General features: G+C 56.7%; 20 protein-coding genes. 17 read left to right on the top strand and 3 right to left on the bottom strand.

Annotated elements, in window-relative coordinates:
- Positions 1 to 20: 20 nt before the first annotated feature.
- From B0G52_RS12835 to B0G52_RS12820, 4 genes are all read left to right on the top strand, one after another.
- A complete protein-coding gene (locus B0G52_RS12835) occupies positions 21 to 2,090 on the top strand; it encodes an EAL domain-containing protein (RefSeq protein WP_094044799.1) in 2,070 nt (689 codons plus the stop codon).
- Positions 2,090 to 3,319, top strand: a complete 1,230-nt coding sequence (locus B0G52_RS12830; RefSeq protein WP_094044797.1) for a globin-coupled sensor protein — start codon at positions 2,090 to 2,092, stop codon at positions 3,317 to 3,319. Before B0G52_RS12835 ends, B0G52_RS12830 begins: the two co-directional genes overlap by 1 nt.
- A 161-nt stretch (positions 3,320 to 3,480) precedes the next feature.
- On the top strand, positions 3,481 to 3,831 hold the full coding sequence (locus B0G52_RS12825) for a PadR family transcriptional regulator (protein WP_094044795.1): 351 nt from the start codon (positions 3,481 to 3,483) through the stop codon (positions 3,829 to 3,831).
- Positions 3,824 to 4,372 (top strand): DUF2812 domain-containing protein, encoded by a 549-nt coding sequence (locus B0G52_RS12820; protein WP_094044793.1) that lies wholly within the window; start codon positions 3,824 to 3,826, stop codon positions 4,370 to 4,372. The genes B0G52_RS12825 and B0G52_RS12820 overlap by 8 nt, the downstream gene beginning before the upstream one ends.
- Positions 4,373 to 4,503: 131 nt before the next feature.
- On the opposite strand, the gene murI is transcribed toward B0G52_RS12820, so the two are convergent.
- Positions 4,504 to 5,280, bottom strand: coding sequence for a glutamate racemase (gene murI / locus B0G52_RS12815; RefSeq protein WP_094044791.1), 777 nt, complete (start codon positions 5,278 to 5,280; stop codon positions 4,504 to 4,506).
- 201 nt (positions 5,281 to 5,481) lie between these two features.
- Between murI and B0G52_RS12810 the strand changes: the two genes are divergently transcribed.
- From B0G52_RS12810 to B0G52_RS12755, 12 genes are all read left to right on the top strand, one after another.
- Positions 5,482 to 6,234, top strand: coding sequence for an exodeoxyribonuclease III (locus B0G52_RS12810; RefSeq protein ID WP_094044789.1), 753 nt, complete (start codon positions 5,482 to 5,484; stop codon positions 6,232 to 6,234).
- Between the two features lie 18 nt (positions 6,235 to 6,252).
- Entirely contained in the window at positions 6,253 to 6,930 is a 678-nt protein-coding gene (locus B0G52_RS12805) for a uracil-DNA glycosylase (protein WP_094044787.1), read from the top strand.
- A gap of 90 nt (positions 6,931 to 7,020) precedes the next feature.
- Positions 7,021 to 8,286 carry an AAA family ATPase gene (locus tag B0G52_RS12800; RefSeq protein WP_094044785.1) on the top strand — a complete coding sequence of 422 codons (1,266 nt, stop codon included), beginning with the start codon at positions 7,021 to 7,023 and terminating at the stop codon, positions 8,284 to 8,286.
- Between the two features lie 2 nt (positions 8,287 to 8,288).
- Positions 8,289 to 8,777 (top strand): hypothetical protein, encoded by a 489-nt coding sequence (locus B0G52_RS12795; protein ID WP_094044783.1) that lies wholly within the window; start codon positions 8,289 to 8,291, stop codon positions 8,775 to 8,777.
- Between the two features lie 195 nt (positions 8,778 to 8,972).
- Positions 8,973 to 9,797 carry a metallophosphoesterase family protein gene (locus B0G52_RS12790; RefSeq protein ID WP_158223688.1) on the top strand — a complete coding sequence of 275 codons (825 nt, stop codon included), beginning with the start codon at positions 8,973 to 8,975 and terminating at the stop codon, positions 9,795 to 9,797.
- Positions 9,798 to 9,824: 27 nt separating this feature from the next.
- Positions 9,825 to 10,610 (top strand): tyrosine-protein phosphatase, encoded by a 786-nt coding sequence (locus B0G52_RS12785; protein ID WP_158223687.1) that lies wholly within the window; start codon positions 9,825 to 9,827, stop codon positions 10,608 to 10,610.
- Between the two features lie 25 nt (positions 10,611 to 10,635).
- The gene (locus B0G52_RS12780; RefSeq protein ID WP_094044777.1) at positions 10,636 to 11,955 is read left to right on the top strand and encodes an ABC transporter substrate-binding protein; all 1,320 of its coding nucleotides are present in this window, start codon (positions 10,636 to 10,638) and stop codon (positions 11,953 to 11,955) included.
- Between the two features lie 14 nt (positions 11,956 to 11,969).
- Positions 11,970 to 12,941: a carbohydrate ABC transporter permease gene (locus B0G52_RS12775; protein ID WP_094044775.1), complete on the top strand. Its 972-nt coding sequence runs from the start codon at positions 11,970 to 11,972 to the stop codon at positions 12,939 to 12,941.
- A gap of 17 nt (positions 12,942 to 12,958) precedes the next feature.
- The gene (locus B0G52_RS12770) at positions 12,959 to 13,777 is read left to right on the top strand and encodes a carbohydrate ABC transporter permease (protein ID WP_094044773.1); all 819 of its coding nucleotides are present in this window, start codon (positions 12,959 to 12,961) and stop codon (positions 13,775 to 13,777) included.
- Between the two features lie 222 nt (positions 13,778 to 13,999).
- Positions 14,000 to 17,161, top strand: a complete 3,162-nt coding sequence (locus B0G52_RS12765) for a hybrid sensor histidine kinase/response regulator (protein ID WP_094045087.1) — start codon at positions 14,000 to 14,002, stop codon at positions 17,159 to 17,161.
- Between the two features lie 210 nt (positions 17,162 to 17,371).
- On the top strand, positions 17,372 to 17,491 hold the full coding sequence (locus B0G52_RS12760; protein WP_143762555.1) for a helix-turn-helix domain-containing protein: 120 nt from the start codon (positions 17,372 to 17,374) through the stop codon (positions 17,489 to 17,491).
- Positions 17,492 to 17,775: 284 nt separating this feature from the next.
- Positions 17,776 to 19,584: a fibronectin type III domain-containing protein gene (locus tag B0G52_RS12755; RefSeq protein WP_094044771.1), complete on the top strand. Its 1,809-nt coding sequence runs from the start codon at positions 17,776 to 17,778 to the stop codon at positions 19,582 to 19,584.
- An 82-nt stretch (positions 19,585 to 19,666) separates the two neighbouring features.
- Here the strand turns inward: B0G52_RS12755 and B0G52_RS12750 are convergent, their stop codons facing one another.
- The gene (locus B0G52_RS12750; protein ID WP_094044769.1) at positions 19,667 to 20,947 is read right to left on the bottom strand and encodes an MFS transporter; all 1,281 of its coding nucleotides are present in this window, start codon (positions 20,945 to 20,947) and stop codon (positions 19,667 to 19,669) included.
- Between the two features lie 170 nt (positions 20,948 to 21,117).
- Between B0G52_RS12750 and bioB the strand changes: the two genes are divergently transcribed.
- Positions 21,118 to 22,116 (top strand): biotin synthase BioB, encoded by a 999-nt coding sequence (gene bioB, locus B0G52_RS12745; RefSeq protein ID WP_094044767.1) that lies wholly within the window; start codon positions 21,118 to 21,120, stop codon positions 22,114 to 22,116.
- Here bioB and B0G52_RS12740 read toward each other — a convergent pair.
- Positions 22,111 to 23,181, bottom strand: coding sequence for a saccharopine dehydrogenase family protein (locus B0G52_RS12740; RefSeq protein ID WP_094044765.1), 1,071 nt, complete (start codon positions 23,179 to 23,181; stop codon positions 22,111 to 22,113). The genes bioB and B0G52_RS12740 overlap by 6 nt on opposite strands.
- Positions 23,182 to 23,191: the final 10 nt, after the last annotated feature.

Raw genomic sequence — 23,191 nt, 5'->3', positions numbered from 1 at the left:
CAGCAGAGAGGGGCTCTATCATGAATCGACACTCCTATACCCGTAACCTTCATCCGATACCCGACCATCTGGCGCTTCCTTACGCCAGAATTTTTCGCGATTCGCAGGAAGCCATCATGGTCACCGATTGCTTCTCCCGAATCGTCAGCGTGAACCCCGCCTTCACCGCCATTACCGGATACGCCGAAGAGGAAGTGGTCGGCCGCACGCCGAGCCTGCTGAAATCGAATGTGCAGGACGCCGATTTCTACGTGGACATGTGGGCGTGCATCCATAAGGACGGCAAGTGGCAGGGAGAGATCTGGAACCGCCGCAAAAACGGCGAAGTGTATCCCGAATGGCTCTCCATCAGCTCCGTAAAAGACGACCAAGGCGCTCTGATCAATTACGTAGGCCTATTTTCGGACATTACGACCCGCAAGGATACGCTCTCCAAGCTCCGCCTGCACGCGCAAGTATTCAGCAATGCCAGCGAAGGCATCATGATTACGGACAAGCAGCTGCGGATTTTATCCGTTAACCAGGCGTTCACGGCCGTGACCGGCTATACGGAGGCGGAAGCGGTCGGGCACACGCCGCGCCTGCTGCATTCGGGCATCCAGAATCCGTATTTCTACATCCGCATGTGGGAGAGAATCCACACGGCCGGCCATTGGCAGGGGGAAATCTGGAACCGCCGCAAGAACGGGGAGGTGTATCCCGAATGGCTCTCCATTACGACGCTTAAGGACGAACAAGGCCTGATCACGAACTACATCGGCATGTTCACGGACATCACGGAACGCAAGCAATCCGAGGAACATCTGAAATATTTGGCCCACTTCGACAAGCTGACCGGCCTTCCCAACCGTACGCTGCTGTACGAGCTGGTCCGGGAAGCGGCGGGAGAAACCGGCAAAATGGCCGTCTTCTTCATCGATCTCGACCGCTTCAAGACGGTCAACGATTCGCTCGGCCACAACGTGGGCGACAGGCTGCTGCAGCAGGTAGCGGAACGGCTGAGCTCGGCCGCATCGGAAGAGGACATCGTCTCCCGGCTCGGAGGGGACGAATTCATTCTCGTCCAGCGGAATCCGCCCTCTCCCGACGACGCCATTGCCTACGCGAAGCGTCTGATCTCCGCCATGAAGCACCCTTTCGTCGTAGACGACAATGAACTCTACATCAATGCCAGCATCGGAATATGCCTGTCCCCCGAGCATGGGACGGATTTCGAAAATTTGGTGAAGCATGCCGATCTGGCCATGTACGAGGCCAAAATCCGGAAGACCGGCTTCCAATTGTTCAACTCGGGCATCCGGGACACCTTCCACCGCAAGCTGACTCTGGAAAACGAGCTGCGATGGGCTATCGACAAACATCAGCTGCACGTGCACTACCAGCCCCAGGTCAACGCGATTACGGGACGAATGGAAGGCATGGAAGCTCTGCTCCGCTGGAATCATCCGACGCTTGGCCAGGTTCCTCCGGGCGAGTTCATTCCGATCGCGGAAGAGACCGGCAGCATTATGGAGATCGGCAAATGGGTGCTCGCGGAGGTCTGCAAGCAAGTGTGTCAATGGAGGGCGGACGGGAAAGCGGTCCCGCTGGTCGCCGTCAACCTGTCGGCCAGACAGTTCCAGGCGCCCGATCTCGTCTCGTCCGTTCAGGACATCGTGCAACGCACGCCTTGCGCCCCGGAGCAGATCGTCATCGAGATTACCGAGAGCAGCAGCATGAACAACATCGAAGCCGTGCTCCCCGTGCTGCGGAAGTTCAAATCGATCGGCTTCCGGATCGCCATCGACGACTTCGGCAAGGGCTATTCGGCGCTCGGATATATGAAGCAGTTTCCCATCGATATTCTTAAGATCGACAAAAGCTTCGTCAGAGAGCTTACCAGCGACGCCAAAAGCGCCGTCATCACGAAGGCGATCATCGACATGGCCCACGGCATGGACCTTCGCGTCATCGCGGAAGGAGTGGAGACCGCCGAACAGCTGGAGACGCTGCGAACGATGAATTGCGATATCGTGCAAGGCTTTATGATCGATCCTCCGATGCCTTCGGATCGGTTGGAATCCCGCTATTTGACAGGAGTGCAGCCCTAATGATCTTAGGCGTGGAACGGCAGCTGGCCGAACAGCTGAGCATGATCGGATTTACCGAGGAAGACCGGCGGGTGCTCGAGATCGTCAAACCGATCATGATCGGTCACATCGACGCGATCGTCGAAGCCTTCTACTCGTCCATCACCCAAGTACCCGCCCTGCAAAAAATCATCGCCGACAACAGCACGATCGACCGGCTGAGAACGACGCTGAAGCAGCATCTGCTCGAAATGTTCGACGGACGGATCGACGACGAATACGTTCGCAAGCGCCTCCGCATCGCGGAGGTTCACCAGCGCATCGGCCTAGAGCCCAAGTGGTACATAGCCAGCTTTCAGAATTTGCAGGGCGCCGTCCTCGACCTCCTTCACCGCGTCCTTCCCGACCGAACTCAAGCGCTGATCTGCTGCAAAGCCGTCACCAAGCTGCTCAACTTCGAGCAGCAGCTCGTCATCGAAGCTTACGACCGGAAGAATATCGAAGAGAGGGAGAGGGTTCATCTCCAGGTCCGTCAAGAGGTGAAGCGCAGAATCGGGCTCGTCAGCGAGGAGCTGGCCGCCTTGGCGGAGCAGACGAACGCCTCCACCGAGCAGTTGGCCGCCAGCAGCGGCCATGTGAACGAGTTGTTCCAGCGCGGCGCGGACATGTCGCACCGCACCCGGACGCTCGCCGCGGAAGGCGCCATGCAGGTCAACGAGATGGATCGGCGGATGGAGAAGATTCGCGACCGCTCGTCCGCTATGGAAGGCTCCCTGTCCTCTCTCGCGGAGTCCTCCGGGCAGATTCTGTCGATCGTGCGCATCGTGCAAGACATCGCCGGCAAGACCAAGATCCTATCTCTTAACGCTTCCATAGAAGCGGCCCGCGCCGGACAAGCGGGAGCCGGCTTCGCGGTCGTCGCCCGCGAAGTCAAGAAGCTGTCGGAGGACACCGCGGCCGCCGTCAAACAGATCGACACCCTAATTCGGCTGACGCATACCCATATCGATGAAGTGGTCGGTTCGAACGAAGAGGTCAGGAAGTTCGTGGAGCTCGGACAGCGGCAATCCGAGAGGGTGCTGTTTACGTTCGATCATATTTTGGAGGCTCTTCAGAGCAGCATCGCGGAAATTTCCAAAGTCGAGACGGAGCTGGACTCCCTGCTCCGGGCAATCGGAGAAATCGGCTCCGCGACAGCCAGAGTCGCCGTCTCTGCCGACAACTTGAATACGACCGCTCAGAACTTCTAAATCTCTCATCCGCAGGACGGCCGTCAAGGCCGTCTTTTTTTCGTTCCGTGGAAAGGGCAAGGTTGACAGCATTACGATTTCTTCGATAATATATCCATAATTGATATATTATTAATGGATATATCGAATGTGGATATAAAACAGGTCGGGAGGTCGAACGCTTGTCACGGAACAATACGCTGGAGAAGGAACAACTGACGGATGCGGCTTACTACATCCTGCTCGCCCTGCTCGCACCCCGGCACGGCTACTCGATCATGAGCTATATCGAGAGCTTGACGGACGGGGAATTCGTCATCGGCCCCGCCACCGCCTACACGCTCATTCGCAAGCTTCAGGACAGCGGCTGCATTCTGCTGACCGAAGACGAGGCTACCGACAGAAGAAAAACGTATTCGATTACCGACAAAGGCAAACAGCTCGTCATCGCCGAGATCGAGAGAAGGCAAAGAATGGCCGAGCACGGCAACCTGGCCCTTCTGGCCGCCAAGGAGGAGAGAAACGATGGCTAGGAACAAACGTTACGCAATGTCCGGAGGATTGGCTTTCTCGGAGCAAGGGGATATGAACAAATTAAGCCGATTTGCCGCCCAGGGATGGCTGCTGGAATCTTTCGCTCCGCTCGGCTACTTCCTTCGCAGAGGAACTCCGGCCCAGCTCGACTATTGCGTGGATTACCACGAGGTAGCTCCGCAGGAGCTGGACGGTTATTCCGAGCTGTTCCAGGCCGGAGGCTGGACCCGGGTATGCTCGGTCGGGGACATCCATATTTTCTCCGCGCCCAAAGGCACCAAGCCGATCTACACGGACATGGAGACGAACCGCGAGAAGTACGTTCGCAACGTCCGGAATCTCAGGCCGTTCCTTAGCGTCCCCGCCGCGACCGTCGGGCTGATCGCGCTGCTGGCTGCTGCGCACCTTCTGGATGCGGCCGGCTGGATTCTTCATGCGCTGTTCGCGCTGATGACCATCGGCGCCGCACTCGGCGTCCCGATTCTGATGACCTACGCGGCCAGCCGCCTCCGGCTTAACCGGATGTCCCGGAAACGATAACGGCAGCAGACAGGCCGCCCGACTCTTGCCGAGAGTCCGGGCGGCCTGCTTATTTAAATAGGCCGCATCCTTTATGAAGGGCGGCCTATTTGCGTTTATAGGACGGTCTTGAAATGATCAGCGAGCCTATACTAGGAATAGTTGTCGCGAAGCCATTGCAGCGCGGTCTGCATCTTGTCGATGTAGGCCGGGTCGTTATCGGTGCACATGAACTTGACTTGCCCGCTTCCTCGTCCCCCTACAACCCCGTAACGGCTCAGCAGCGAGGCCAGCCGGCGGATCGTCCCGGCGTTGCCGTCCACGATCTCGATGTGCGGGGGCAGCAATTCACGAAGGATGTTGCGATAGTACGGATAATGAGTGCAGCCCAGAACGACGATGCCGTAGCGGTCGAGATCGTAATCCGCCAGCTTGCCGCGGAAGTAGTCTCCCAGAACGGCCCTGTCGAATTGCAAGTCTTCGCAGTAGCGGACAAGCTCCGGAAGGGGCAGCGAATCGACGATCCCCTCTTCGTCCACCCGCGAGACGAGCGCGTAATACTTCGGCATGCTGAGCGTCAGCTGAGTCGCGAAGACAAGCACCCTCTTGCCGGTTGCCCGGTTCATCTCCACCGCCGGCTTGACCGCCGGCTCCATGCCGACGATCGGAATGTCGTACCGTTCGCGAAGCTCGTTCACCGCGATGCTCGTCGCCGTGTTGCACGCGATGACGAGCGCCTCGATCCCCTCTTCCATCATCGTCTCTATCGCAGCCAGCACGTAGTCCCTGACTTCCTCTTGCGATTTTGGCCCGTAGGGCACGTGAAGCGTATCCGCCATATAGACGTAATCTTGCGCAGGAAGCCGTCTCAACGACTCCGCCAGCACCGTCAATCCGCCAATTCCCGAATCGAAAAATCCGATAGTCATATGTCATCTCTTATCCTGATTATTTAGTAGGTTGGAAAAGTTCCTGTCTCCCGGTTACGTCCGAACGAATTCTTTTTTTAAGAGGTAGTTCTCGCACTTTAAGGATAGCCAGTTTCGGCACAAAAAACAATCCGGAAGTCGGTCCCAAAGCCAATCTATGATACACTGGTAAAAAAGGATTCGGAAAAGGGGCAGGCGCACATGAAATTGGTATCTTGGAACGTTAACGGATTGCGGGCTTGCGTGAATAAAGGGTTTCTCGACTACTTCCGGGAAGTCGACGCCGACATCGTCTGCCTGCAGGAGACGAAGCTGTCGGAAGGCCAGCTGTCTCTCGCCATCGGAGAAGAGTACGAGCAGTATTGGAACTACGCGGAGAAAAAAGGCTACTCCGGCACGGCCGTCCTGACGAGGATCAAGCCGCTGTCCGTGCGCTACGGCATCGAAGAAGATTCGGAGCCGGAGGGGCGGATCATTACGCTCGAGTTCGAGGAGTTCTTCCTCGTGACCGTCTATACGCCGAACGCCAAGCGGGACTTGTCGCGCCTGGATTACCGGCTCGATTGGGAGGATCGGTTCCGCGACTATTTGTCCGAGCTGGACAAGCGCAAGCCGGTCATCGCCTGCGGCGACTTGAACGTCGCCCACCAGGAGATCGACATCAAGAACGCCAAGTCGAACCGCGGCAATTCCGGCTTCACCGACGAAGAGCGGGAGAAGATGACCCGATTGCTGGACGCCGGCTTCGTCGACACGTTCCGGCATCTGCATCCCGAGCGGACCGACGTCTACTCCTGGTGGTCGAATATGCCGGGCGTCCGGGAGCGGAACGTCGGGTGGAGAATCGACTATTTTATCGCGTCGGCGCGGCTGGCTCCTTCAATTAAGGACGCCGCCATTCATTGCGACATTCTGGGAAGCGACCATTGTCCGGTCGCGCTGGACATTTTCTAGAGAGGAGACAAGCTTGGCATGGCCGTTCTATTTAACAACGATTGGGGCGATCTGCTCCACCCCGAGATGGAATTACCCTATTATCAGGAGTTAAGAAAGCGTCTGGCCGGAGAATATCGGGAACAGGTCGTCTACCCGAATCCTTATCAGATTTTCCAAGCGCTGCACTGGACGCCTTACTCGGAAGTGAAGGTCGTCATTCTCGGGCAGGACCCGTACCACGGCCCGGGACAAGCCCACGGGCTCAGCTTCTCGGTTCAGCAAGGCGTCAGGCAGCCCCCTTCGCTTCAGAATATATTCAAGGAATTGAAGGCCGACCTTGGCTGCGACATTCCGAACCACGGCAATCTGGAGCATTGGGCCAAGCAGGGCGTGCTGCTGCTCAATGCGGTGCTGACCGTGCGGCAGGGCGAAGCCAACTCGCATAAGAGCCTCGGCTGGGAGCGGTTCACCGACCGCATCGTCGCGTGCCTGAACGAACGGGAGAAGCCGATGGCATTCATCCTGTGGGGCCGCCACGCGCAGCAGAAAGCCTCCTTCATCGACGGGAAGCGCCACTGCATCATTCGGTCGGCTCACCCCAGTCCGCTGTCCGCTCATGCGGGCTTCTTCGGAAGCCGCCCGTTCTCGAAGAGCAACGCCTTCCTGCGGGAGACCGGCCAGGAAGAGATCGACTGGCAGATTCCTTCGGTCTAGCCGCACGTTTCTGGTATTGCGATGAATGCAACTTGTTATACTGGGTAATATGAGGCTGCATTCCAAATCGAGGGTAAGAGGTGGGGGAGAATGCTTAAGAGCTTTTCGTTCCAGAGCTTTAAAAGTTTTGAACGTTCCTCATTAGAAATAGAGAAATTAACTGCTCTGATTGGCAGCAACGCTGGCGGCAAGACCAATGCCATTGAGGGAATGAAAGTTCTTTCCGAAATATCCTCAGGCAGAGAATTGTCAGTTATCTTTGACGGCTCGAAGAACGTCGACAGTGAAATAAGAGGCGGCAGTATCGGATGCCCCAGAATCGGCACTGACACGTTTACTTTGGGGTGTCTGGTCGATCTTGATGAAGATTACGATCTGGAATATTCCATTACAATAAAAGTGAGCAATCGAGTTTTTGTACTTTCCGAGCGTTTGTTTAAACTTTCCACCGATGCTAAACCCGTTGTTATTTTCCAAACCAAAGATACATCTGACGATTTTAGCGACATCAGCGTTGAATACAGTAATGGAAAGAGAGGCAGAAATCCGGAAGTTACTTGTATTCGCTCTGCTTCTGTGCTTGCTCAACTTGCGTCTAAGATGCCTACGAAAACCGAAAATAACAAAAAAAATGCGGCGTACATCAACTTGGTTTTGGAGCGTTTAGGAAAAATTTTATTTCTGGACCCCCTCCCCAGCCACATGAGAGATTACTCGAGAATAAGCGATCATGAACTGCGCCCGAGAGCGGATAATATCTCCTCTGTCCTTTATGAGCTGTGCCAGCATAAGGACTATAAGAAAATGTTGCTGGAGGCACTGAAAGAATTACCCGAAAATGAAATCCAGGATATTTCTTTTATTAAAACTTCAATTGGCGACGTTATGTTTTGTCTGAAGGAAAAATATGGCGAACGCTCCGAATTTGTTGAGGCCAAGCGGCTTTCAGACGGTACGCTCAGATACTTGGCCATATTATCTGCGATTATTAGCGAAGAACCGGGAAGCATGATCGTAATAGAAGAAGTTGACAACGGCATTCACCCAAGCAGAATTAAAGGTTTGATTCAAACCTTGTCAAGACTAACTAAGGAACGGCAAATAGATGTTATTATAACTACGCACAATCCTACGTTGCTTAACGCTCTTACGAGAGAAGAATTGTTAGGCGTTGTTTTATGCTACAGGGATTTGAACGACGGATCTAGCAAGTTCTACTCGCTGCCGGATATGGAGTCTTTGCCTGCTTTGTTGTCAAAGGGGAATTTGGGCGACCTGACCGTGAGGGACGAACTAGTAAAAGCTCTAAAAAAACCAGTTCAAAATCATACGGATTTAAGCTGGCTGGGGGTATAGCTATGCATGTAAGGATTATCGACACCTCCATCCTGTGCAACATTATAAACATTCCCCATATGAACCAGAATCACAAGGAAATTATTGAAGAATTGGCTGTATTGCAGCAAGATCGACAACAAACATTGATTCTGCCCTTGGCAACCATCATAGAAACAGGCAATCACATTGCTCATATTGCAGATGGCAATCTGAGAAGAAACCGCGCTCAAATCATGGCCGAACTCATTAAGAGAACGGTGAATGATCAGGCCCCTTGGTCTTATTACGGCAAGGAGTTTGAAAGAGAAGAATTGTTAGAAATATCAAGCAACGTAGTTCAATATGCCGTTATGGAAATCGGGATCGGCGATTTATCTATTGTGCAAGTATACAAAAAATATAAGGATACTGCCCTTGCAATAGCGTCCATAAGAATTTGGAGCTTAGACAAGCATTTGCAGTCTTACTGCGAAGAAATGCCCTCTCCTCGAAGAAGAAGAGATCAATAGTCGGCGATGATTTGGAATCATCCTTATCTATAAAGTGCGTTTGAATTTGGGGACGAGCCTGATTAAGGCTCGTCCTTTTTGATGCTCATTTTTTTACAAACTTCCGCAGCCTGGTTTATACCCAACTTACATACAAGATCAATAATTGTTGTGTACAAGAGTTCAAATTCGAATTCATCTGGAGGTTATCCCGATATGAAACCCGTCAAATTCGTACATCTCACCGACACGCACATGAACGCTCCCGGCAAGGACGGACAGTTCGCCAAGTTCCAGCTCGCCGACAAAGTCGTCCAAGTGTTCCGCCACATCGAAGAGACCGGAATCGCGCCGGCCTTCGTCCTCATTACGGGCGACCTGTCCCATGAGGGAGACGCGGAAGACTACGCCCACATCCGCAAGCTGCTGGACGAAGGCTCCGAGCGGATCGGCGCTCCCGTCCACGTCGTGCTCGGCAACCACGATCACCGCGGCCCTTTCCGCGAAGGTTATCTCGGCGAACAGCCTTCGGAAGAACCTTACTACTATTCGCACACGATCGACGGTCTGCGTCTGATCGGCCTGAATACGCAAGTACCGGGCAGCCATAACGGCAATCTCGACGAGACGCAGTTCTCCTGGCTGAAGCAAGAGCTGCAAACCCCGGCTCCGAAAGGCACGGTCATCGGCCTTCACCATCCCCTGCTGAGCATCGGCGGAGTGCTGGGAGACCACATCCTCGCGAACCGGGAACAGGTCGGACAAGCCTTGTCCGGTACCGACGTCGTCGCCGTCTTGGCCGGCCACGTGCATTCCAACAACATCGGCTCGTACCACGGCGTCCTTAACGTCGCCGCGGCAGGCACCGCGTTCGCAGGCGAAATGGCCGATGCGGAACACTTCCGCATGGTCGACGCCTGCAGCTACAACATCGTCTCCGTAAGCCCGGGAGAGGGAGTATCTATTCAGACGGTCGCCCTGCCGACGAGCGGAACCGAATTTTTCAAATTTTCCTTCGCGGCCCTCGCAGCGCAACATTAAATGACTATCAAGGAGAGAACGAACACGATGACCCAACAGCTTATGCCGCAATGCCTGCTTCCGCTGAGAGGCGCGTTCAACTTCCGCGACATGGGCGGTCTGCGCGCCGAAGACGGACGCACGGTGAAATCCGGGCTGCTGTTCCGCGCGGCGGAGCTTACGGGATTGACGCAAGAAGATATGGTGCTGCTGGAGCAGATCGGCCTGAAGAGCGTCTTCGACTACCGCAATCGCGGCGAGGCCGAGCAGAAGCCCGACCCGCAAATCGGCAATGCCGTCCTTACCCGCGTTCCCGCCAACGCGGCGGCCGAAGACCAGCCTCATCTGTCGATCGAGGATCTGTTCGCCAAAGGGCTGCACAAGATGTTCGGAGAAGACATGCTGCTCCGGCTCTATGCCTCCTTGCCGATAGACAACCCGTCGTACAAGCATCTGATGGCCCTGCTGCGCGAGCCGGAAGCCAATCTGCCCCTCGTGCATCACTGCGCGGGCGGACGCGATCGCACCGGGGTCGGCAGCATGCTGATTCTGCTGACGCTCGGCGTTCCCTACGAAACCGTCATGGAGGACTATCTCCTCTCCAACGTTACGCTGGCCGATTATCACGGGCAAATGTACGACGCGGTCTCCAAGTATATCAGCGAAGAGGAACTGCAAACTTTCCGGGAAACGATGGAACTGCAGCCTCGTTATCTGGACGCGTCCATGAACAGTATCCTGACCGCCTACGGCTCCTTCGAACGCTATCTGGAGACGGAATTCGGCATCGATGAGGTCGTCCGACGCCATATCCAAGCTTACTGTCTAGAATAGACACCTATTCGGGAGGTTTATATCCATGAATCGCATGCAAAAAGGATTGTCCGCGCTGCTCGCGGCGACAACCGCCATCGGCCTGAGCGCCTGCGGAGCCGGAGCGGCCGACTCTTCGAACGAAGCCGGGCAAGCCGCCCTGGACCCCGCCAATCCGACCAAAATCACGTTCTACTCCTACAGCCTGGCCGCGCCGACAATGAAGGCCGGCATGGAGCATCTCATCCAGGAGTTCAACGACACCATCGGCCAAGAAAAAGGCGTCATCGTCGAAGCCGTCGCCGATCCGACTTACCAGCAGTACAAAGCCGACATCTCCGCCGGCAAGGCGGTCGATATCGTGCAGCATACGTTCAGCACGCTGGACGCCTCCAGATTGAACCTGGGCTTCAAAGCTTACGAAGATGTTTTTCCGAAGGATCAGCTGGAGGAGCATCTCAAGGGCATCGAGCCGAACGCGCTTGAACTGGGCAAGATCGACGGCAAAATGTACGGCCTCGCCTTCACGTTCAGCACGCCGATCGTCTTCATGAACGGCAAGCTGTTCCGCGATGCCGGGCTCGACCCGACCAACGCGCCGAAGACATGGGCCGACATCAAGGAAGCGTCCCTGAAGATCAAGGCGGCCACCGGCAAAGACGGCTTCGGGCTCGCTCCCAACAACGGCTGGACGACGGAAGGCCTGATTCTGAGCAATGGCGGAGAGGTGCTCGCTCAAGATCGCAAATCGGTCAAATTCGCCGAGCCGGCGTCCGTCGAAGCGATCGAAATGTGGCAGGACCTGTACCAAAACGGCGCTCACGCGGTAGGCGCGGAAGCCGAGTTGGCCGAGCAGTTCATGGCCGGCAACATGGGCATGTACATCACCTCGACGGCGCTGTACAGCGGCATTCGCAAAGCGTCCGAAGCCGGCGGCTGGGACGTCTACGGAGCAGGCCTGCCGCAGTTCGGCGACAAGCCGTCCATTCCGGTCAACTCCGGCAGCATGCTCGCCGTGCGCCCGGACACCCCGACGAAGAACGCCGCCGTGTGGGAGTTCATCAAGTTCGTCACCAGCGACCGCGGCTACACGATCATCACCTCGGAGATCGGCTACTTGCCTCTGCGTACGGCGCTGGCGGACGATCCGAACGGACTGAAGGACTTTATCGACAAGCACCCGCTTTACCGGATCAACCTCGAACAGTTGAAGCATATCCACCCTGTCGCGATCTGGCCGGGAGAATACGCGTCGGAGATTACAACTCTGTTCTCCGACGCGATCGGCAAGTCGGTCATCTCCGACAGCAATGTTGCCGAGACGCTGCAGAAGGCCGCGGACGAAATTAACAAGATGATTCAGTAAAGAAGGGAACTGCGATGAGCCAAGCACTAGAAACCTCCTATGCTCCCCCTTTGCCGGGGAAGCCGTCGATCGCGCGGAATAGAAGCCTGAACGGAGCGAAGCTCTGGCGCAAGCTGAAGCCTTATCTGTACCTTCTGCCCGCGTTGCTGCTGCTGGGCATCTGGATGTACCGCCCGCTGTTGAACACTTTTTATCTGGCTTTCCACAAGTGGGGCATGGTTCCGGGAACGACGCCGGAATTCGTCGGCTTCGATAATTTCGCGAGGCTGATGGAGAACAAGAGCTTTATCGGGTCGATCGGCAACACGTTGTTCTACACGGCCGGCCTGCTGCCCTTCTCCATCTTGATTCCGCTGCTGCTGGCATCCGTTACTCACCAGATGGAAGGCCGAATGAAAAATGTTTACCGCGCGCTTTTCTTCGTGCCGATGATTCTCGCTCCCGTGTCGGTCAGCGCCATCTGGCGCTGGCTGTTCCACCCGTCCAACGGACTGGTCAACGACGTGCTGCTGCGGCTCGGAGCGATCAGCCAGCCGATCGCCTACTTCTCTGACCCGGGCTTCGCGAAATGGCTGATCCTGTTCATCACCGGCTGGAAAATGGTCGGCTTCAGCACGATTATGTTCTCCGCGGCGCTTACCGGCATCAATCGGGAATATTACGAAGCGGCGGCGATCGACGGGGCCGGCAGCCTGAAGCAGTTTTACCGCCTGACCGTTCCGCTCCTGTCGCCGATGATCCTGTTCATGCTGACGATGAGCATTCTGTTTTCCAGCCAGTGGACGTTCGCCTATATCGATATTTTGACGACGGGCGGCCCTTACGGAACGTCGACCAACGTCTACTACGAGATGTACAAGTACGCCTTCTCCAACCTGAACGCCGGCTTCAGCGCCGCGGCCGCCCTGCTCTTCTTCATCGTGTTCGGGGTCATCTCGCTGACGTTGAATCAGCTTTCCAGAAGGTATTCCTTTTACGACAACTAGAACGGGAGGAGCCCCCGATGAAGAAACGATTTTCGGGACTCGCGATCGCGCAGCATGCCGCGCTAGCCGTCATGTGCCTGATCGCCCTGTTCCCGATCTACTGGATGCTGAATTCCTCGTTCAAGAATGAATCGGAGATATTCACGTCCTCTCTGATTCCTCTTAAGCCGATTTTCAGCAACTACACGTACGCTTTCGAGCAGATGCCGATCGTTCGGATGATGTTCAATTCGTTCGGAGTCGCGACGCTGTTGACCGCCTCCCAGCTCGCGACCGGCCTGCTGGCCGCGTATGCGCTCGTTCGCTGGAGATTCCGGGGCCAGGGATTTATTTTCGCCCTGCTGAGCTTGACCTGGCTGATCCCTTTTCAAGCGGTCATGATCCCCAACTACGTGCTCGTGAACCAGCTAGGCTTCAACGAATCGCTGATCGGAATCGTACTGCCGTTCGCCGTCTCGACCTTCGCGATTCTGTCGCTGTACCAGAGCTTCAACTCGTTCCCTCGCGTGCTGATCGAGGCCGCCTGCATCGACGGGCAGAGCGACTTCGGTATTTTGACAAGGCTCATTCTGCCCAACATTAAATCGACTGTCGCCTCGCTCGGCATCATTCTGTTCATCAACGGCTGGAACGAATACTTATGGCCGATGCTGATCACGAAAAAGATGGAGAACGCTCCGCTGCAAATCGGCCTGCGAATGTTCGTCAACTCGGATACCAACATGTGGGGCTCGATGATGGCGGCGACCGCCGTATCGTGCCTGCCGATTCTGCTCATCTACCTCGTTCTGCGCCGTCAGATCGTCGACTCGTTCGTCCGCTTCGGCATCAAATGATGGCCGGCATTCGCTCGCGGCGCCCCCGAACATCCTGCATGAACGCGCTTATTCGCGCTTCGGGCAGGATGTTCTTTCATTGGCATAATCGACCGGATTATTTATACTGAAGGAAATCGAGACGACGCCCCGCAAAATCCCTGAGCCGTTCGTCCGAGCACTCCGGAACGATTAATGCGAGAAGCGAGGCCCGAGCGCATGGAGCAGACAGGACTTTACACGATGAAAAAAACGAGCGCCAAACGGAACGTCCTCAAATACGCCGCCCTTATGATCGCCATGTTGGGGATACTTCTGTGCCTGCGGTTGGTGTGGTCGCAAACTTTCTATACGTTGGAAGCTCCTCGCCCCGTGGACGGGGTACTTGACATGCGCGGCGTCGACCTGGACAATTCCCCTACCTTTTTCCTGAACGGCCAGTGGAAATTTTACCCGAATCAGCTTCTGACCCACGAAGACCTCCAGGCGGGGGACAAGCCGTTCCGTACGGTAGAGGTTCCGGGAGACTGGGGAGAAGCGCTGAACCCGGACTCCGGCACTTCTTACGGATACGGGACGTACAGACTGCGCATTCTGATCGATCCGCTTAAGCGACCCGTCGCGCTGTGGATCAAGAACATACAAGCCTCTTCCGCCGTCGAGATCAACGGCGTATCCGAAGGAGACATCGGCAAGCCCGCTTCGAGCGCCGGAGAATATACGCCGCGCAATATATCGTACACCGCCTCTTATACCGTAGCGGGAACGACGGAGCTGGACGTGCTTATTCGCGCAGCCAATTACGACGAACCGTTCAACGGAGGGATCATGCGATCCATCCGTTTCGGCTCGCAAGCCTCGATCGACAGCGTGCGGTGGTTTTCCATCGGCTCCCAGCTTGTTACGATCATGATCTTGCTGCTGCACGGCCTTTACGCTTTCATTTTGTATTTGTTCAATCGGCAGGAACGGGCATTGTCGACGATGTCGCTGCTTACGCTGTCCGTCGGGCTGGCCCTGCTGTCCGGCCAGGACAATCTGCTTCAGGTTCTGCTCCCCGTATCTTATACGTGGTTAATCAAAATCAGACTGATCTCCCTGCTCTGGCAGAACCTGTTTATGATCAAGCTGTTTCGCAGACTGTCGTCGGCTCCTCCCCGCAATGCATGGCTAAGCGCCTATACGGCGCTGCTGGTCTGCCTGACGGGAGTACTGGTCGCGGCGCCCGCTTCCTGGGCTCACGCATTCGTCGATTTTTACGGCTTTATCGGCGTATATCTCATTCCGTACGTATGGCTCTTCTACATCGTGGGCACGATGATCGTCAAAAATCGAAACGACAAAGACGTCGCGTTCCTGCTTCTGACCGCGGCCGGCATTATTTCCAACTTGACTTGGAGCGTATTCGAATCGACCATCGACGTGACCACCGTTTATTATCCGATCGACCTGATGGTGACGATGATCGGGTTCGCCGCTTACTGGTTCAAAAAGTATTTCCGCCAGGCCAACGAGAACAGTTCGCTCAACCGACAGTTGAAAAAGGCGGACAAGTTGAAAGACCAGTTTCTCGCCAATACGTCTCATGAGCTGCGAACGCCGCTGCACGGCATTATGAACATCGCACAGAACGTGGTTTCCAAGGAACGGGCCAAGTTGGACGAGGGCAGCCTGAAGGACATGGAGCTGCTGATCACGATCAGCCGCCGCATGTCCCACATGCTGGGCGATCTTCTCGACGTCGCGCGGCTGCAGGAGCATCGCATCGCGCTGCGGCAGGAACCGCTGCAGGTGCAGGCGCTCGTGCCGGGTGTCATCGGCATGCTTCACTTCATGATTCAAGGCAAAGCCGTTCGGCTGTATACGGATATCCCGGAATCGATGCCGCCGGTGCTGGCCGATGAGAAACGGCTCGTGCAAATTTTGTACAATTTGCTGCACAATGCCCTGAAATATACGGAGGAAGGAACGATCTCCGTCGCCGCGGAAATCCGGAACGGACGGGCCGTCATCCGCGTGACCGATACCGGAGTGGGCATGGACGAGCAGACGCAGGCACGGGTATTCCTTCCCTACGAGCAAGGGGCGCCCGGAATCAGCGACGGCCGGGGAATCGGACTGGGGCTGAGCATCTGCAAGCAGCTGGTAGATTTGCACGGAGGGGCTTTGACCGTTCGCTCTTCCCCGGGACAAGGCTCGGTGTTCAGCTTCGATCTGCCGCTCGCGGATTCGCAGGCCGTTGCGGAATTGCCCGCCGTCGCGCCTATCCAGCAGCGGCTCCCGGAAGAGACGGAGGAGCGGTTCGCCAGCCTGGCGGCAACGGACATCGCAGCCAGCGAAGCGGCGGCTTCCCTTATGATCCCTCCTCTATTGAACGATAAGGAGATTCATATTTTGGCAGTGGACGACGATCCGATCAATCTGAGCGTGCTTGTCGGCATTCTGGAGCAGGAGCCGTATCGTGTCGCTACGGTTCAATCCGCCCGCGAAGCGCTCGATCTGCTCGGCGCCAGACCGTGGGATCTGGTGATCGCCGACGTGATGATGCCGCAAATGTCGGGCTACGAGCTGACGCAAAAAGTCAGGGAGCGTTATTCCGTCTCCGAGCTTCCGGTGCTGCTGCTTACCGCGCGCACCCAGCCTGCCGACATCTATGCCGGCTTCCTGTCCGGCGCAAGCGATTACGTCACCAAACCGGTAGACGCGTTGGAGCTGAAATACCGCATCCGGGCGTTAACCTCTCTTAAGCAGTCCGTCAATGAGCGCTTGCGGATGGAAGCCGCTTATTTGCAAGCCCAGATCCATCCTCATTTCCTGTTCAATACGCTGAATTCGATTATGGCGCTGAGCGAGATCGATACGGAGCAGATGCGCAAGCTGGGCAACGCGTTCGCTTCTTACCTGCGAATCAGCTTCGATTTTCTGAACACGGGAGAATTGGTAGAGTTGGCCCATGAGCTTGACCTCGTTCAAGCCTACCTGCAGATAGAAAAGGCCCGATTCGAGGACAGGTTAAAGCTCGTCTGGGAGGTGGAGCCGGATCTCGTCCTGCTCGTCCCCCCGCTGTCCGTTCAACCGCTCGTGGAGAATGCCGTCAAACACGGCGCGCTTGGCAGGAATGTCGGCGGTACCGTTCGGGTGCGAATCGTCCGTGAAGGAGGAGCGGTTAAAATCGAAGTGAGCGACGACGGATGGGGGATGGACCCGGAACAGATTGAACGGCTGCTGGATTCCTCCCTGCGCGGCAAGGGAGGAATCGGAGTGGCCAATACGCATCGCCGGTTGATTCAGTTGTACGGGCAAGGCTTATCCATCTTCAGCAGACCGGGAGAAGGAACGATTGTGTCGTTCGTCATTCCGGACGGACGCGCGGAGGCTTACGAGCCCATAGAACGACGGGGATGAGCATCGGCAGCGAGTCCAACGTTCCCGACTATACCGTTGGATACTTTGGCGAACAGGGGATTGAAGTGGGTTACGATGAACTGAGCGACGCCAATCAAGATTCCGTAACCTTCGGCGTTCAACCCTATCCGCTAGCTATACGATTAGCGATTTGTTGAAGAACCCCTGAGATAGGGGTTCTTCATCAGCGTTAATGCTGTGCCATGTCGTATGCATAATCATCTCTGCTCTGATTCTGTGGACAGGGTTTACATACGCACGCTGGAACAAGTCTGCGAAGCCTTGAATATTACTGTTGATCAGCTTATTGTCTCGGTAGAAGAGGAGTAACGTCTATCCTCGTCCCGGGTATTTTTCGAAGTCCCCACTTATAAAAGCGCTTACAAATTTTCCCCCTCAAGTAGAAGATTTTGACCTTTTTAGAAGGCAAATTGCGTTTACAATTTAGGTATTCGAACCAACAGACGATGCTTATACGAGCCAGCGGTCGGCGAGCATTCATCGTTTTTTTGCATTTTCACCGATTAAGGAGGTGGTACGGCGTCAGAGAGAGTTTCGTCCCTTGTAAGCGTTTTCCAAGAGGACTCATTCTATTATTTTGAGGAGGAAAATTAATGTACGCCATTACCCATCGTTCGTTGAAGCTGGGTTTGCGGATTGCGCTTGTCGTAGCGTTGGCCTTTGCAGGACTGCTGCAGAGTTCTAACGTGGAGCGCGCGGCGGCCGCTGCTCCCAACAACAAAATTATCGTCGGCTACTGGCACAACTTCGATAACGGCTCGACCAACATTCGGCTGCGCGATATTTCGCCGGATTTCGATGTCATTCAGGTAGCTTTTGCCGAGCCGATCGGAGGCCCGTCCAGCGGCAACATGGCTTTCGCTCCTTACAACGCTACTGTCGCCGAATTCCAATCGGATATCGACTATCTGCAGAGCCAAGGCAAAAAAGTGCTGATTTCCATCGGAGGGGCTAACGGCACGATTGAGCTGTCCACAGCTCAGGCGAAGCAAACCTTCGTTACAACGATGAAAAATCTCGTCGACGCCTACGGCTTTGACGGCATCGACATCGACCTGGAGGGCAGCTCGCTCAGCCTGAACGGCGGGGATACCAACTTCCGCAGCCCGACGACTCCCAAAATCGTGAACCTGATCGCGGCGATCCAAGAGATTCTCGGCAGCTACAACAGCGACTTCCTGCTGACGATGGCGCCGGAAACTGCCTACGTGCAAGGCGGTTATATTGCCTACGGCGGTCCTTGGGGCGCTTATTTGCCGGTTATTTACGCGCTGCGCAACGATCTGGACTATCTGCATGTCCAGCATTACAACTCCGGCTCGATGACGGGGTTGGACGGCAGATCGTACAGCCAGGGCACGGCGGATTTCCAAGTCGCCATGGCCGAAATGCTGCTGGCCGGCTTCCCAATCGGAGGAAATCCGAACAATCTGTTTCCTGCGCTGCGGGAAGACCAAGTGCTGATCGGGCTGCCTGCGTCCCCTCAAGCTGCCGGGGGCGGCTACACCACCCCTGCCAACGTGCACAAAGCGCTCGACTATCTGATTAAAGGCCAGTCTTACGGCGGCACATACGTGCTGCGCCATGCGGCCGGCTATCCGGGTCTGAAAGGGCTGATGACCTGGTCGATCAACTGGGACAAATACACCAACTTTGGGTTCTCCGGCCCGCATCGCACTTACCTGAATCAATTCAACGGGCCAGCCGATTTAATCCCGCCCTCCGTGCCGGGCAACTTGCACTCCACAGGCACAACGTCCGGCAGTGTCAGTCTCGCTTGGGATGCTTCCACGGACAACGTAGGCGTAACGGGCTACATCGTCACTTATGACTCGACTAACGTCAACGTAACAGGCACGAACGCAACGATTAACGGCCTCGCGCCAAGCACCTCTTATACCTTTACCGTTAAGGCCCGGGACGCTGCAGGCAACGTGTCAAACGCCAGCATCCCGATTACCGTCACTACGGACGCGCCGCCTGTCGATCCGATCAAGCCGACCGCACCGACCAACCTGATCGTAACTTCGACGACAGCCTCCGAAATCGGCCTGTCCTGGACCGCGTCAACCGACAATGTAGGCGTCACCGGATATACGATTACTTACGGATCGTCAAGCGTCTCCGTTACCGGCACGAGCGCAACGATCTCCGGCCTTGCTGCCAACACAACGTATACGTTCACAGTTACGGCCAGAGACGCGGCAGGCAACGTCTCCGACGGAACGTCGATTCAGGCGACGACCGCGACGGCCGGAACTCCCGCATGGGCGCCGAATACGAGCTACAAGGTAAATGACCTGGTCGTATACCAAGGTAAAACCTACTACTGCATCCAGGCGCACACGTCGCTTTCCGGTTGGGAGCCATCGAACGTTCCGGCCCTTTGGGGACTTCAATAACAGAATAAAAAGCGCAAACCGGCATCATCGGTTTGCGCTTTTTTCTATTTGAAGCGACTCGGAATCTCGTCCGTGTCCTTCGTCACTCCGGGAGGGCGCGCGGAGCCTTACGAGCCCACAGAACGACGGGGATAAGCAGCAGAGACATCGCGCCGCCGATGAGAGAGAGCGCCGCATAGCTGGATTCGGCGACGACCATGCCGGACAGCGCGCCTCCCGACGCTCCGGTCAGCACGATCAGCACGTCGATCTTCCCCTGCGTCTTGGCGCGGTTCGCCGGCGTCGTCGCGTCGACGATCTGGGCCGTGCCGCTGATCAGGCCGAAGTTCCAGCCGAGCCCGAGCAAAGCCAGCGCCGCGATCAGCAGCGGCATCGAATCCGCGGGAGCCGCTGCGGCAAGTACGCCCGCGAGCAGGAGCGTAATCCCGGATACGACGGCCATCGCATAGCGGCCAAACCGGTCGACGAGCACGCCGGTCACAAGGGACGGAAGATACATGGCGCCGACATGAATGCCGATGACCAGCCCGACCTCCGAGAGCCCGTGTCCGTGATGCTGCATATGGATCGGGGTCATCGTCATAATCGCGATCATCACAATTTGCGTCAGCACCATGACGGTCGTTCCGACGACCAGTCCTCGATTGTGAAACGGGGACGACGGGCGGCTTGCCGCGGAGGCGGACCGGGTGGAGGCAGCCTCTCTCGCGGTTGACTCCTGCTCGACCGCTTCCTGCCGGGCGGCTTCCGCTTTCGCCACAAGATAAGGGTCCGGGCGGAGAAAAGCAAGCAGGAACAGCCCCGCCGCCAGGAAAGCCGCAGCCGACAGCAGGAACGGTCCGGTCAGCGCGGGAAAGCCAAACGATTGCGCGAAATCCCCCATCGGCTTCACCAGGTTCGGTCCCGCCACCGCGCCGAAAGTGGTGGACACCATCGACAGGCTGACCGCCTTCGCCCGCTGTCCCGGCTTGGCGAGGTCGGTGCCTGCATAACGGGCCTGCAGGTTCGTCGACGTTCCCGCGCCGTAGATCAGCATGGAGACCAATAGCAGAACGAGCTGATTCATCGCTCCCGCGAGCACGATGCCCACCGCCCCGACTCCTCCGGCGAGAAACCCCGTCGACAATCCGATCCGGCGCCCGTACCGATGCGTCAGACGTCCCACCAAGTAGGCCGCAACCGCCGAACCCAGCGTGATGAGGGCGACCGGAACTCCCGCATAGCTGTCCGTACCGAGCATCTCCTGAGCCATCAATGCCCCTACCGTTATGCCTGCGGCCAGTCCCGCTCCTCCGAATATTTGCGAGATCACGACGACAATCAGCGTTCTTTTATATATCCGTTTTACCTCATCGTCTGTCACCTGTTCATTCCCCCTGTTCGTTCGGCTATTATAACACCGGTCTGTAAGCTAATCTATTGGCGCTTTACAAGAAAGCCTCGTAATGATAGAATTTCAACGTTTAATTGTTAACCAAATTTTGTTTAAGTGGTTAACAATCAGCTCCTATTCGATTTCATTGGAGGCGGTTGATGATGAACACTGTCGCGGTCGATACCTGGCAGTCGCTTGCGCGGAAAGCGCTGAACGGACAATGCCTGACCCCGGAGGAAGGACTTGCCGTCCTCCGCGCCGACAATGATGAGGTGCTGCCGCTGCTGCAGGCTTCCTTTGCGGTGAGAAAGCACTACTTCGGCAAAAAAGTGAAGCTGAACATGATCATCAACGCCAAGAGCGGTCTCTGCCCCGAAGATTGCGGCTACTGCTCGCAATCGATCGTATCGACGGCCCCCGTCAAGAAATACTCGCTGCTCGACAAGGACACGCTGCTGGCCGGAGCGCGCGAAGCGTTGGCCCGTCAGGCGGGCACCTACTGCATTGTGGCGTCCGGAAGAGGCCCGACCGCCAAAGAGCTGGACCAGGTCGTCGAAGCGGTGCGGGAGATCCGCGCGACGATGCCGCTCAAAATTTGCGCCTGCCTCGGCATTCTGAAGGACGATCAAGCCGAACGACTCGCGGAAGCCGGCGTGCACCGGTACAACCACAATTTGAACACGAGCAGAGCCAACTACCCTTCCATTACTACGACCCATACCTACGACCAGCGCGTCGCCACGGTCAGCCAGGCGAAAGCGTCCGGCATGTCGCCCTGCTCCGGCGTCATTATCGGCATGGGCGAGTCCGACCCGGAAATCGTAGAGATGGCCTATGCGCTCAGGGAGCTGGATGCAGATTCGATTCCGGTCAACTTCCTGAACGCCATTCCGGGAACCCCGCTGGAGAAGGCCGGCCGCACGCCGCCGATGAAGGCGCTGAAAGTGCTGGCTCTGTTCCGGCTCGTCTGCCCGTCGAAGGAAATTCGCGTCGCCGGCGGTCGCGAGATCAACCTGCGCACGCTGCAGCCGCTTGCGCTGTATGCGGCCAACTCCATTTTCGTCGGCGATTACTTAACAACGGAGGGACAGGCCGTCACCGCCGATCACGAGCTGATCGAGGATTTGGGCTTCGAGATCGAACTGAACGCCCTATGAGCGGACTTCCGCTTCCAGCTTCTCTTGGTTAAGCCGGCTCATCTTCTGCCAATCCAGCAGCTGCTCGATCGAGAAAACGCCGGGCGGCATCGCCGCGAGGTAGACAGCTTCGGAGGTATCAAGCGCGCAGCGCGCCGTCAATTCGGATTGCTGACGGCCTTGCAGCCGATATACGGCTGTGGCTGCGCGGCCGTCTTTCTCGCCGATCGCTTCGACTTGAACGGCAAAGCGCTCCGAGCCGAGGTGCACGCGGCCAAAGCAGGCGACCGCCGCCGAGCGAAGCGGCTTCAGCCCCAGCAGGCGGTGCAGGCCGAGTGCGCGCGCCCCCGCAAGCAGCGCCGTCACGGCGTTCGAATCGAAGCACAGCCTCGTCGCCGCGTTCGGCACGTTCAGTGTGATCGGCAAGGAGCGCTGATCCGAGAATGGAAATCTGTAGGCCCGCTTACGACCGATCGCACCGCCCAGATCCGCCAATCTCGCATCCGTAAAGCTGCCGACCGTCTCCGCGCGCCCCTGCCTGATGACTTCGAAGCTTGCTCCCAAATTGTCCACCGTCCACTCGACCGCGGCTTGGCCGTGCCGGTCGCCCAGCCCGAGCAGGATCGTAATCTCGATCGCCTCTGTCCGGTCGAGTTGCCGATAGGCTTCGAGCGCCAGCAAATTCGTGACTCCCGGCGCCAGTCCCACGTTCATGACGGCCGTCGACCCGCCTCGCTCCGCTTCCGCCCGCAGAGCCTCCACTTTGGCCAGGAACGAAATATTCGCCGACACGTCGATATAATGCGAGCCGCTCCGGAAGCAGGCGCGAACGAATGAAGCATCCTGCTGATCCACGCACATGACGACCAGCTTGACGCCGGCCAGCTCTTCGGGACCGACAGGCCGGCTGATGTCCAGCCGCATGGGCAGAACCCGCCCCTCCGTCTCCCGGCTGAATCGTTCCGCGCGCTCCAGGCTTCTGCCCGCCGCGTACACTTTGCCGGAAAATTTATATCCAAGCTCCTGGCAGATGATGCTGCCCACCGCTCCATAACCTCCTACGACGACGATCCGGTCTTTGTCCATGTTGCCCTTG

It is taken from the genome of Cohnella sp. SGD-V74, from assembly GCF_003001675.1.
Classification (GTDB): domain Bacteria; phylum Bacillota; class Bacilli; order Paenibacillales; family Paenibacillaceae; genus Cohnella.
Note: the sequence above shows the minus strand (reverse complement) of the source record. Positions and strands in the feature narration are given on the sequence as shown.

Coding starts and splice junctions, on each gene's coding strand:
- B0G52_RS12795 (WP_094044783.1), top strand. CDS start 8,289: ATGCATGTAAGGATTATCGACACCTCCATCCTGTGCAACATTATAAAC.
- B0G52_RS12810 (WP_094044789.1), top strand. CDS start 5,482: ATGAAATTGGTATCTTGGAACGTTAACGGATTGCGGGCTTGCGTGAAT.
- B0G52_RS12785 (WP_158223687.1), top strand. CDS start 9,825: ATGACCCAACAGCTTATGCCGCAATGCCTGCTTCCGCTGAGAGGCGCG.
- B0G52_RS12780 (WP_094044777.1), top strand. CDS start 10,636: ATGAATCGCATGCAAAAAGGATTGTCCGCGCTGCTCGCGGCGACAACC.
- murI (WP_094044791.1), bottom strand. CDS start 5,280: ATGACTATCGGATTTTTCGATTCGGGAATTGGCGGATTGACGGTGCTG.
- B0G52_RS12820 (WP_094044793.1), top strand. CDS start 3,824: ATGGCTAGGAACAAACGTTACGCAATGTCCGGAGGATTGGCTTTCTCG.
- B0G52_RS12800 (WP_094044785.1), top strand. CDS start 7,021: ATGCTTAAGAGCTTTTCGTTCCAGAGCTTTAAAAGTTTTGAACGTTCC.
- B0G52_RS12790 (WP_158223688.1), top strand. CDS start 8,973: ATGAAACCCGTCAAATTCGTACATCTCACCGACACGCACATGAACGCT.
- B0G52_RS12835 (WP_094044799.1), top strand. CDS start 21: ATGAATCGACACTCCTATACCCGTAACCTTCATCCGATACCCGACCAT.
- B0G52_RS12760 (WP_143762555.1), top strand. CDS start 17,372: ATGCATAATCATCTCTGCTCTGATTCTGTGGACAGGGTTTACATACGC.
- B0G52_RS12775 (WP_094044775.1), top strand. CDS start 11,970: ATGAGCCAAGCACTAGAAACCTCCTATGCTCCCCCTTTGCCGGGGAAG.
- B0G52_RS12755 (WP_094044771.1), top strand. CDS start 17,776: ATGTACGCCATTACCCATCGTTCGTTGAAGCTGGGTTTGCGGATTGCG.
- B0G52_RS12805 (WP_094044787.1), top strand. CDS start 6,253: ATGGCCGTTCTATTTAACAACGATTGGGGCGATCTGCTCCACCCCGAG.
- B0G52_RS12765 (WP_094045087.1), top strand. CDS start 14,000: ATGAAAAAAACGAGCGCCAAACGGAACGTCCTCAAATACGCCGCCCTT.
- B0G52_RS12830 (WP_094044797.1), top strand. CDS start 2,090: ATGATCTTAGGCGTGGAACGGCAGCTGGCCGAACAGCTGAGCATGATC.
- B0G52_RS12770 (WP_094044773.1), top strand. CDS start 12,959: ATGAAGAAACGATTTTCGGGACTCGCGATCGCGCAGCATGCCGCGCTA.
- bioB (WP_094044767.1), top strand. CDS start 21,118: ATGATGAACACTGTCGCGGTCGATACCTGGCAGTCGCTTGCGCGGAAA.
- B0G52_RS12740 (WP_094044765.1), bottom strand. CDS start 23,181: ATGGACAAAGACCGGATCGTCGTCGTAGGAGGTTATGGAGCGGTGGGC.